6 protein-coding genes and 2 pseudogenes are annotated in these 12,228 nt (G+C 32.5%); 3 read left to right on the top strand and 5 right to left on the bottom strand.

The annotated features are described in order from the left end of the window. Positions 1 to 588: 588 nt before the first annotated feature. On the bottom strand, positions 589 to 3,231 hold the full coding sequence (locus tag U0033_RS16950) for a protein kinase domain-containing protein (protein WP_072366659.1): 2,643 nt from the start codon (positions 3,229 to 3,231) through the stop codon (positions 589 to 591). 811 nt (positions 3,232 to 4,042) lie between these two features. Between U0033_RS16950 and U0033_RS16945 the strand changes: the two genes are divergently transcribed. Continuing rightward, complete coding sequence (locus U0033_RS16945; RefSeq protein WP_072366661.1) at positions 4,043 to 7,411, top strand: SusC/RagA family TonB-linked outer membrane protein; 3,369 nt, start codon at positions 4,043 to 4,045, stop codon at positions 7,409 to 7,411. Between the two features lie 65 nt (positions 7,412 to 7,476). Next, positions 7,477 to 8,943 (top strand): RagB/SusD family nutrient uptake outer membrane protein, encoded by a 1,467-nt coding sequence (locus U0033_RS16940; protein WP_072366663.1) that lies wholly within the window; start codon positions 7,477 to 7,479, stop codon positions 8,941 to 8,943. A 160-nt stretch (positions 8,944 to 9,103) separates the two neighbouring features. On the opposite strand, the gene U0033_RS16935 is transcribed toward U0033_RS16940, so the two are convergent. The 4 genes and pseudogenes from U0033_RS16935 to U0033_RS16920 form a co-directional block, all read right to left on the bottom strand. Next, positions 9,104 to 9,298: an ISL3 family transposase gene (locus U0033_RS16935; protein WP_072366664.1), complete on the bottom strand. Its 195-nt coding sequence runs from the start codon at positions 9,296 to 9,298 to the stop codon at positions 9,104 to 9,106. Further along, a pseudogene (locus U0033_RS16930) lies at positions 9,286 to 10,485 on the bottom strand (transposase); the annotation flags it as partial. The pseudogene U0033_RS16930 and the gene U0033_RS16935, both read right to left, overlap by 13 nt. A 303-nt stretch (positions 10,486 to 10,788) precedes the next feature. After that, on the bottom strand, positions 10,789 to 11,004 hold the full coding sequence (locus tag U0033_RS16925; RefSeq protein WP_262487788.1) for a transposase domain-containing protein: 216 nt from the start codon (positions 11,002 to 11,004) through the stop codon (positions 10,789 to 10,791). A 3-nt stretch (positions 11,005 to 11,007) separates the two neighbouring features. Then, positions 11,008 to 11,288: pseudogene (locus U0033_RS16920) on the bottom strand (IS66 family transposase); the annotation flags it as partial. Between U0033_RS16920 and U0033_RS16915 the strand changes: the two are divergent. Further along, positions 11,287 to 11,739 (top strand): integrase core domain-containing protein, encoded by a 453-nt coding sequence (locus tag U0033_RS16915; RefSeq protein WP_322518475.1) that lies wholly within the window; start codon positions 11,287 to 11,289, stop codon positions 11,737 to 11,739. The pseudogene U0033_RS16920 and the gene U0033_RS16915 overlap by 2 nt on opposite strands. Positions 11,740 to 12,228 lie beyond the last annotated feature (489 nt).

Genomic DNA, 12,228 nt, shown 5'->3' with positions numbered 1-12,228 from the left:
ATTTCAATGGAATAATGTGCTAGTTAAAATTATAGCAAAGGATACTGAGATGGTTTAAAAAAAGCTGAAAACCTTATAACTTCAGGAAAGATGGACTTTAGGACAAAGTTTATCCTGCATAGGTAGATTTTATTTTGCCTGTTTTTTAAATTTAATACATCGTGTGGTTTTAACTAAGAAGCATTCACGGAAAACTAATTCTTTTTTCCACATGCCATAAGTGATTAAAAGTATCTTTTGCTGTAAATTGGTATGTCCTATTCATTTACTGACTAAAACTTTGTTAATTCTCTCATGCACAATATTAAATGATGGATTTTATTTAGTGGTTGTCATGCAACGAGCCTAAAATAAACATTTATACCAAGATTATGCCAAGCGTTGTATGAATATGAGTTCTTGCCATATTATAGTCCAAGGAATCTAACCTTAGACAAGTTTGCAAAAGATTAGCAAAAACCATAAGTATAACCTGCCAGAAAAATTGACGTCTAAAATTTCCTTCTATTATAGAAGTAAAAATTTTTAAAGGGATTTCTTCCGATATTAATTCTGTATATTTTTATTTTATCATTCGTTTTTCAGCCACTAAGAATACGAATAATAGTCTGAAATTTTATTTTGTGAAAAGATACGTAGTAGGAAATGAATTATTCCACTATTTCCATTAAATAGACAAGCATTCAAAAAATGATAATTATCCATTTTCCAATAAGATTTTTTAAACTCTCCATAAGTGGTATTAGCTAATAGCAATGCAATCCATTCGGCTCTTATTAACCATTCCTCATTGTGAAAGGCTTGCCATGCTTCAATATATATTTCCCCTAACCCTGCTATACCTTTTTCTTGAGAAAAAAGCTCCGTAGTTATATGCTGCGGATATGAAAACAATATTTGCTCAACAATGGTTTTGTATTTTTTTTCATTACTTATGGTATAAGCCTTAATAAATGGCTTTAATATTTTGTATCCTCCATTATAGAAATCGTGAATTTCTCTGCTTTTTGATGAGATTTTCCATGTTTTATACCCTTGATGCAGTTTACTGTTTTTAATTAAAAAATCTAATGCCAGAAAAATTCTATCTCTAATTAAATCATCAGCATGAAAGTCAACGTAATTAAGGAGAAACCATACTATTCCAGAAATACCGTCTTTGAATCCTGATAGTTTTTCATTTTGACCTGAAGATTCTAAATATAAATTCCATGATCCATTAGATGATTGTTTATTGAGGATATGGTCAATGCAGGAATTTATTTTTTTTGTCATAAATTTATCATCTAATTGGTTGTTACATTTAAGTAAAGAAATTCCATATCCTGCAATCCCATTTTCAATTTCCATTGTTGACGGAATACTTGTAAAGCAATCATAAATTATCTGAATATTTTTCCTGCTGTCAGGAATAATATTTGCCTCTATTAATGAGGATATTGCCAATGCAATGCCACTTTTCCCCGAATAAAAACCTGAATAGATTTTGTCTTTGTTGTAATGATAGTGTTCTTCTAAAAAATTAATATTTTTAGTTATAGTGTCTGAAATTAAATCAATCTTAAATCCGATTGATTTAGCTTTTGACAATAAATAGAGAATTCCTGAAATGCCATTTCCAAATCCAAGCTCTATCGTTTTGTCAAACCGCTCATTGCCGACAAGATTATCATTGCTTGTATTTAGGGAAGTCCAAATGCCATCAGAACTTGTTCCTCCATTAGTTGATAATGAACTAATCGACTGGTTAATAATGTCACCTAATAAACTGCGATCTAGAATATTTATTTTTCTGAATTTTTTCTTTGGAATTGTTCTATTCTTAAACTCTTCTAATGATGTTCGGATTTTTATAAGTGAGGGCCTTTTCTCTATTTCAAGTTCGAGGCAAGATGCCATTAGATCAGCCAGATCAGCATCACTGCAAAAAAAGGAGAACTTATTTTTCATCATTTCTGAATTCAATATATCAAATTTCGAAGGCTCAAATTGAATAAAGCATTTTACCATTAAAGCACCTATACTATAAATATCTTGCTCGAAAGTTGGAATAGCAGATATTTGTTGTTCTGGAGACATATATCCTTCTGTGCCTTTTTCAAACGGAGGATTTGGGTAATTTGATGTTAAATCGAAGGTCAATTCCATATCAATTAATGATACATCACCTCTTTTATTAATGAGAAAATTTTCAGCATTTATATCTCTGTGAACAAAATTTTCTTTATGTAAGTTTTCTATGATTATAATTGATTTCAATAAAATGTCTATAATTTGAATTTGTGATTTATTATTAATATCGTTCCAATGATTTCCTTCAAACAGTTTATGTAAAACATTTCCAAATGATATCCCATTTATATAACTTAAAACTAGGTATGAATTGGAATTTTCTTTAAAAAAATTTAATAATTTGGGGATAGGTATAAGATTTTGTAACCTTTTATGTAAGTTCATCTGCCAAATAAGCCTATCTTCCATTTCTCTTCCATATAAATCTTCAGCTATTCCCATCTTTCCTTCTTTAATAATGCAATATTTATAATTAAATAGATTTTTTTGAAATAATGCTTTCATTACGAATCCCTTAGCGTCAAATTTTAAAATTTTACGAATAAAATACCTACCATTTACTATTTCGCCTTCCTGAATTATAGTTGTTTTTTGAGGATATTTGAATGGCCATGAAAGCCACGGGTATCGTTTAAATGGGATTATTTCCTGGTCAAGTATTTTAACTCCACTGGAATCAGTAATATATTTCGGCTCGTAAATTTCATAACTTCCGTATTTTGTGTATACTAAATTTCCCAATAGTATATCAGTTGGAATTGCTGGACCTTTAAAATTTGTTGAGATCTCTACAAGTTCGTCGGCTAATTTAGATAAATTTGAATTTCTATTGGGAAAAATTGTTAAGACTTTTCCAAGATTGATATATCCCAGATGACAGTTTAAAATCATACTATGAATATCTGAGTTTATTGGAATTACAAAAGAAAGATTGTTTTGAATAAGATAGGGGAATAGCTTTTGTATTAATGGATTAAAATCAGCTAATCTGACTGATATGTGAAAAATCCATCCTTCTGATTGATCTTGATTTCCAACTTTTAGAAAAGACCCAATCTGAGAAAATTCTTTTATTCCAAATGTTCCAAGTAGATCTTCATAATTAGTTAAAGGTATATTAGAAGATTTTTCTATAAGATCTGAGTTTTGTTCATTCATGGGTTAACAAATTGTAAGAGTTAAATACTTTATAAACTGTAAGGTGAATTTAAAAAAAAAAAGTAAAAATAATCATAATTAAATTACCAGTTTTACACTGAGATAATTCAACACAATTAAAGATTCTCTTATTGGATTTATTGTGGAACTTAGTGTTCCCTTTATTGTGATAACGATTTACCTCTTTACTTTTAGGTGCTATTTATACCTGAACACCTTTCGACTCTTCTGTCATACAATATATAAAAGTCCATTTGAAGTAAATATATTATAGATACAGTTGGTGTAGAACCGCCAAGTGAGCATGATAAATAGGTCAAATGACTAAGTAATTCATTCGGTACAGCTGGCTTATTTTGAGTCTAATTAATATAGTATTAATTTATTTTATTTGTTTTTTTCTTTCGAGTATTCCTTTTTGACAATCAAATATAGTTAAATCGCTTATTGTGCTAAACGAAAATACTATGTATGGTATCGTCCTGCTCTTTTTTACGTCTACATTGGAAAATTTTTTTAAATCGTAGGGGAACGGTGCGAGAAATCATTTTTAATTCAGGCACTTAACTATAGTAATATTCATAAATTACATTTGATGGATGCTTCTTTTTCTAATAGTCTTGCGACTTGCCATATTCTAGTTTAGTATAGTTAATTGAATGTTAATTTAATTATATTCTATGCGAACATTGTGTTAATCCTATCCCTCCAGTGTTATGTTTTTTAAAGTTGAGTTATTAATAAGGATATCAGTTTTTATTATACCTAATTTATCTCAACTACTTCGGTTCGCTTTTTAAAACATTCAATTATGGCTAATTTTTTAAAGTTAAAATGGGAAGCTTTTCGCATTTCAAGAATTTGCCCCATTATGATTATTGCTTGCTTAAGTTTGAAGGCACAAGCCAAAAATTATCCAATCGACAGATTGATTGAAATTAAAGTGCATAAGGTTTCTGTTAAAGATGCTTTTAATATAATAACAAAGCAAACAGGGATTATATTTACATATAGTAACGATCAGTTTGATGAGAATAGAAGAGTTATCCTAACCTCTCATAATTACTCATTGAGAAAGATTTTAGATGAAATACTAAGTAATACAAGGTTTGTTTGGGATTATAATGAAGGTAATATTATTGTGAAGCCGATAGAAAACAGTATTCTGAAATCAAGTAAAGTTGGTCAACATGAACTTGAGCCAGCCGACTCATTGGTTACTTTATCGGGAATTGTCAAAGATGAAAATGGAAAGCCATTACCAGGCGTTTCTATTGTTGTTAACAATACAAAATATGGAACTTCTACTAATCAGGAAGGAATATTTGTCTTAAAAAATGTTCCTTCCCAATCTTATATAACCATTTCAAGTATTGGTTTTACGAGCCAACAATTCAGAGTGGGCAACTCTAGAGGATGGCAATCTTTTATCTTAAAAGAATCTGTCAGTATATTAGATGGAGCCGTAGTTGAAGCATATTCAATTACATCTAAAAGATATAGTACATCATCAATTAGTACTATTTCATCCAAAGAAATTGAAAAGAAACCTGTCACAAACGTATTATTAGCAATGCAGGGAGAAATTCCAGGCGTTATTATTCAGCAATCATCAGGGGTCGCAAATGCAGGTATTAGCGTACAAATTAGAGGTTTAAATAGTTTACGAAAAGGTTCTGATCCATTATACGTAGTTGATGGGGTTCCATATACTTCCCAATTAATGCAAACTGTTAATCCAAGCTTGGGGGTATCTGGCGATCCAGATAAAGAATTTGCAATGCAAGGAAATCCTCTGAGCTTTATTAATCCTGCCGATATTGAAAGCATAAGTTTACTTAAAGATGCTGATGCTACATCTATATATGGCTCTAGGGCTGCAGCGGGAGCTATTTTAATTACTACAAAGAAGGGGAAATCTGGTCCTACTAGATTCGGAGTTAATTTTCAACAAGGATTTTCAAAAGTAGTAAGATTTGTTGATCTTTTAAATAGAGATCAATACTTAGAAATGAGACATGAAGGTAAGATAAATGCAAATGAGGCAATTCTTCCCTATGATTATGATTTAAATGGTACATGGGATACAACTCATTCAACGGATTGGCAAAAAACTTTATTAGGTGGAACGGCCAACTATTCAGACCTTCAGCTAACAACATCAGGAGGAACAGAAAATACGCAGTTTTTAATTGGGGCTGGATATAATAAAAGTACATCTGTTTCATTGGCAAGTTTGAGTGATCAAAGAGGAAGCATTCATTTTAATATAAGTAATATATCTCAAAATAAGAAATTTAACATTCAATTATCAGGCTCCTATATGGTTGATCAAAATTTACCAACTGCAGATGATTTGGCAACTTGGGCCCTTACTCTTCCTCCTGTTGCTCCTGCAATCTATAATAAAGATGGATCACTAAATTGGGCTCCTGATTCCCAAGGACAGTCATCTTGGGTGAATCCATTAGCATCAACAAAAAGAACCGGTAGGAATACAACAAATAATTTGATAAGTAATTTATTGGTAGCATATAACTTGGCAAAAGGCCTAAAAATAAAAAGTAGTTTTGGATATACTAATATGCAAATTAATGAGTATAGAGGAACTCCATTTAGCTCTTATAGTCCTGAAGATAAAGCATTAAATCTTGATCGTGTGGCGAACTATTCAAACGGAAGTATTAGATCTTTTATTATTGAGCCACAAATATCTTATGACTTTATTAAAGGTGATCATAGAGTGGATGCATTATTGGGAAGCACAATTCAAAATAATAGAAATTTTCAACAAGCATTTAAAGGAACTGGATATGGTGCAGACCAGTTATTAGAAGATATACGCTCTGCATCGTCTGTTCAAGTATTAAGTACTGTTGCAAGTACCTACAAATATAACGCCCTGTTTGGACGAATTAATTATAGATTTAAGGATCGTTATATAATAAATGTAGCAGCCCGAAGAGATGGAACTTCAAGATTCGGAGCAAATAATCGTTTCCATAATTTTTCAAGCATTGGAGCTAGTTGGATTTTTTCAGAAGAACCATTTTTTTTAAAAATTTTAAAGGATGTTAGTTTTGGAAAATTACAGGCAAGTTATGGAACTACTGGGAGCGATCAAATAGGAGACTATCTTTATTTAAATACATATGCTTCCTACTCACCTAGAGTTCCTTATCAAGGTGTAATTGGGCTTGCTAATAGAGGGATTCCCAATCCTTATCTACAATGGGAATCAACAACAAAAATGCAAAGTAGCCTAGACTTGGGTTTTTTCGATAACAGAATTTTATTGAATGCCACATATTTTTTACATCGCTCTTCTAATCAACTAGTAAACTATACTTTACCTGCTTTAGCCGGTTTTTCAAGTTATACCAAAAATCTCCCTGCAAAAATTCAAAATACGGGATGGGAGCTATCTGGAAATTTTCAGCCAGTGAAGAAAAAAATTTTTAGCTGGAAATTTAACATCAATTTTTATGTACCTAAAAATAAATTGTTATCATTCCCTGGAATTGAAACCTCTCCATACTACCTCAATTATTTTGTTGGTCAGGCCATTACCAGTAGGAGAGTATATGCATTTGCTGGTGTAGATCCTCAGACAGGCCTCTATCAGTTTTATGATTATAAAGGAAATCTAACAGCGTCCCCGAATTACAAGACTGATATAATAAGAGTAATTAATATGGCACCTAGTTATACTGCTGGACTCTCAAATACACTCAATTACAAGAATTTTCAGCTTGACGTTCTTTTACAGATTAATAAACAATATGTTGCAAGTTTAAAATATGGGAACTTCTTACCAGGAACAATGATTAATCAGCCTGCTACAATACTTAATAGATGGAGAAAGCCAGGAGATGTTAATGATATACAAAGAATGACTTCGAGCTATAGTGGAAATGAAACATCCCAATATTTTAAAGTAGGAGCAAGTGATGGTAATTATATGAATTGTACATATTTGAGAATTAAAAATGTTTCGTTTTCTTGGGGAGTACCTCAAGCTTGGTGTGCTAAGCGAAAAGTTCAGTATGCTAGATTTTATATAAACACACAAAACCTTTATACGTTTACAAACTTTGTTGGCGCCGATCCTGAAACTGGATATTCTGCCACCTTACCGCCTCTTAGGACTATTACTTTTGGTATTCAGATTGGATTGTAATCAAGTTAATTACATCAAAATAGGGAATGTAGTATGCTTGTTTATAGTAATAAAATCATGATAATATGGCTAATTATATCATACTAAACATAATAATTTCAAAAGTTTTTAAAATGCTACGTTTATTAATGTTTATAGCACTTGTAATGTTATGGTCTTCCTGCTCTAAACTTGTGGAGGTTGATCCGCCATATACAAATATTAATAAAGATAATGTGTTTAATAATGATGCTACTGCCTCAGCAACATTAACTCACATCTATGGTATTTTTAGCACATATAATCAAGTGACTGATGTTTCCGTCTCAACATTATATGCATATGCAGGATTATTAGCAGATGAATTAACTTTATTTAATAAATCTTTATCAACATATAACACCTTTTATACTAATTCTTTGAACGCTGATATAAGTACGGGGGTATGGAGCTTGAATTATTCTATTATTTTTGCTGCAAATTCAGCTATTGAAGGATTAAGCTCAAATCAATTATTAACGAAATCAACGCAACAACAATTATTAGGTGAGGCTAAGTTTGTACGCGCTTTTTGTTATTTTTATCTAGTTAATTTATATGGTAAAGTTCCTTTGGTTATTAGTACTGATCCTTTAGTTAATCAAATATTAGGCAGGCAAGATGTTGATAAAATATATTCTCAAATGATTGCAGATTTGTCTGATGCTGAAGAACTCCTGAGCGAAGATTTCAGATCAGGAAATGTAAGTATTTCTACCGATCAACGTGTCAGACCAAGTAAATGGGCTGCAAAGGCGTTACTTTCAAGAGTATATTTATATCATAAAGATTATTTGTTATCAGAACAATTAGCTACAGAAGTTATTAATGAATCATCATTATTTCAGTTAGATTCACTTGATAATGTTTTCTTGATAAATAGCAAGGAAAGTATATGGCAATTACAAAATGTATTTAATACACAAGGAAATACAGGTGAGGGTAATTTATTTATTCTGCCTTCAGGAGGTCCCAATAGTTCTAAATACCCAATTTATCTTAGCCATCATGTAGTGGAAAGTTTTGAAGAGGGTGATCAAAGAAAAACTCATTGGACCGATACAGTTATGGATAAAAGCGGCAATGTATATTATTATGCTAAAAAGTACAAGTCAGGAGCACAGACATCTCCAGGTCAAAATTCGGAGTATGAAACAGTATTTCGTTTGGGAGAGCAATATCTGATAAGAGCAGAGGCAAGAGTACAGTTAAATCGTTTTGAGGAAGGTAAATCTGATTTAAATACAATTCGAAAAAGAGCAGGTTTGAGCAATTTCATGAATTTGACAAAAGATAGTTTACTTGAAGCAATTTTGCATGAACGGCAGGTTGAATTATTTACTGAATGGGGCCACAGATGGTTTGACTTGAGGCGTATGGGTAAAATTAATGAAGTGATGCAATCTGTAACCTCTGAGAAAGGAGGAACATGGAGTGAAAATTGGGCATATTGGCCATTAAGTAAGTCTGAGTTAGTTGCAGATTATAATTTAGTTCAGAATATTGGTTACTAAGAAAATGTTTAAATAAAAGTTATTCTTAATGCATACAGGCGTCTCATAAATAGAATGAGACGCCTGTATACATTTGTGGGAAGTTTAGAATAGGGATACCTAATCTGTTGTGTATTCTTAAGGTTCTTCGTTAATTTTGGTGGTTAATCAATTTGAAGCACTAAGCGTTTTCGCAATAAATTAAAGCCCGCCCGTACATTTGGCGTTTTATTGTCTTAAGCTTATTGATTTGTCCTTCAACCTGTCTATTACTCCATGTCAAAGAAATAGCATTAACCACTGCTGTCAAGTCTGGTAATAATCCTTTCGCAAAACTTTTAAGCTCTTTTAAACTATTATTGGTTAAATCATCCAACCAATCCTGAAGCCCACTTCCGTTATTCTCTCTAATAAATTTTTAAATCTGCTTACAAAGGATGCCGCAGATTGAATATCCTCTGATGGAGTTTTTAATTTATTGAGCAATTCATTTTCGGAGGTGGACAATTGTCTTTTCTTACGGTATAGTAATATTCTCACCTTTCGGGCGGACCAATAAGGAATTGATGTAGGAGAAATCATAGGATTACGCTTACCCTTACTATACCCTTTTAGATGTTCATAAAATACTGTTCTACTGCCATTATATCCTTTTTCTTTAACTTCATTCCATAATTGAAGAATTTCAATGTTGGAGTCCTGTCTTATCCTGGATTTAATGTAATCCACATATTCAGTCAAATTACTTCTTGCAGGTATCTTTGGAGGAGGCTTATTTAAATACAAATATTTCTTTACAGTATTTCTACTGACACCTACTATTTTTGCTATAGTTTGAATAGGTACCTTATTCTTATAATGCTGCTTGATTTGCTCAAGTTGAGTATTGCGCTTTGATATAGAACCAGAAACAGACTGAGTTAACGATTGATCTCCAGATTGTATATATTCCTCATCGCTTATATTTTTTGACGTTAATTCTGGTCTTATACTTTGTCGGATCCTTTCTAATAGCTTAGTTACCGCTTCGCCCATGTTTTTAATTATATGCCAACGATCAGCAATTTGAGTAGCCTGAGTTGCACCATTTGTAACGCCTTTGGCATAACGTGAAAAGCGGTCACGAGTTACAATATTTATATTAGGTCTCCCACATAGCCAATTTTCTACCGTCTTTTCTTCTCGGTCCGGTAATAAATCAATGATCTTCCTTTCCACCAGATCAACAATAGCAATAACATAATTGTATCCTTTTTTAAATGCCCAATCATCAATACCGACTTCAATTACATTAAACCTTTGATACAATTCCTGCCTATGAATTAGTCTAATAAAAGTTGAATTACTGGTTGGAATATTAAACGTTTGAGATAATTTGTTTCCCATATTGACACCGATTAACAGCGCAATCTTTAAAAGTTTTTGATGTAACTTGATTATAGTTCTACGATACCTGTCAAAGGTATCATTAAAGCATTCAACAAAGATCTTTCGTTTGCAAGATTGATTTCCGCAGTAAAGATTTTTGCATTTTAATTTTATTAGCGTCTTATTGTCAAATACTGGTAAATCTTTAAATAATCGATAGTAATAGCTGTGTAATTTCGCCGTTCGTGTACCACAGAGTTAGCAGAAATGCTCATTCTGTCTAGTTTTCATGAATACTATTACGCAGCCTCTTTCTTTTTTAAATCAAGAATTTCTAAATCATATGGATTACAATCAAAAATAAAATTCGGTACCACCATTCAATTTATTGAACATATACACTATTTATCAGAACATAACATAACACTATCAACTACCAAAATTGACGAAGATTCACAATGCTGAGATTATACATATAAGGCCTTCTGTTTGCTGACATTATTGGCCTTTCCAGTTATATGGTAGCAAGGTTTTGATCTGATTGATAGGCATTTCATAAATATCCCTGCTTAGAACATCCTTCAGCCAGTTATATGGATTAACATTGTCCAGTTTGCAGATGACTAATAAGGAGTAACGTAATACTGCTCTTTGTGGGGCATCGTGAGAACCACAGAAAAGATAGTTTTTTCGGCCTACAGCCACATTCCTCATGCACCTCTCAATCGCATTATTATCGGGCATAAGATTGCCTATATGGGCATAAAGACTTAATTTCTCCCATCTCTTTATACTATAAGCAACGTCTGTGTAATAAGGGATTTCGGTCTGAGTTGCTGGTACTCTTTTTTCATCCAGTCACCTAATGCTTTCAGTATAGGAAGACTTTCATTATTACGGCGATCTTTTATTTGTTCTTCATTCAGCGGTTCTTTCTGGCACGCTTGTTCAATCCCATACAGTTTTGCAATCTCCTGTAAAGCATATGACTGGAGCATGGATTTTATGACCGATAGCCTGGTTGATGGAAGAGGTTTTCGATTGTTGAATGTTATTGATGATTATAACCGGGAGTCGTTGTGGATTGAAATAGATACATCATTACCAAGCCTCAGAGTTATCCGGGTACTGGAAAAGATAGTTGAAATGCGAGGTAAGCCACAAAAGATAAGAGTGAACAATGGCCCAGAGTTCATCAGCGATCAGTTTCAGCAGTGGTGTCGTGAAAGAAATATTCAGTTACAGTTTATACAGCCAGGAAAACCAGTTCAAAATGCCTTTATTGAACGTAATAATGGCTCACTAAGAAGAGAGCTACTGGATGCATATCATTTTTTCACACTAGCAGAAATACGGCTAATGGCAGAAGAGTGGAAAGATGATTATAATAGATCCAGACCTCATCAGGCGCTTGGATTTGTTCCTCCGCTGGAATTCTTCTGTAAATAACAACAAAGAAAAATTATTCAAAACTCTAACCCCAGCTGGATAAAAATATAGGTAAGCTTACACTCAGTGATGAGAGAAAACATGTACTCCTTATTACTTATGATTTTTTAGTTCTCATTGTGATCTATTATTGATCATGGAAGTTAGAGAACTTACTCGTTTTCATTTTTCAACTACCCGTAAGCATACAGATAAATGGCTCTTTCCACATCCTGTAGCTCCAGTGATCAGGATATTTTCGCCCTGATCCAAGTACTTGTCATAGGCCGGTTGCCAGCTGATGCCTGGTTAAAATTTGACCAGGATTTCAATTTATTTGCTCAATGGTTGCTGGTAGGCGGAACTTAGCTAGTTTCAGATAGTAAGTCGTTTTTTCATTAGTATGATTTTCCTGCTCTGACTGTGTCAGAAATTCAATTAGATCATGACCCTCTAGTTGTTGGCTCATTTAATGGAATAGTAATTTATATGATAATAAAAATTTGTCAA

It is taken from the genome of Chitinophaga sancti (assembly GCF_034424315.1).
Taxonomy (GTDB): Bacteria; Bacteroidota; Bacteroidia; order Chitinophagales; family Chitinophagaceae; genus Chitinophaga; species Chitinophaga sancti.
The sequence above is the reverse complement of the archived record's forward strand: the minus strand, read 5'-3'. Positions and strand labels throughout refer to the sequence as shown.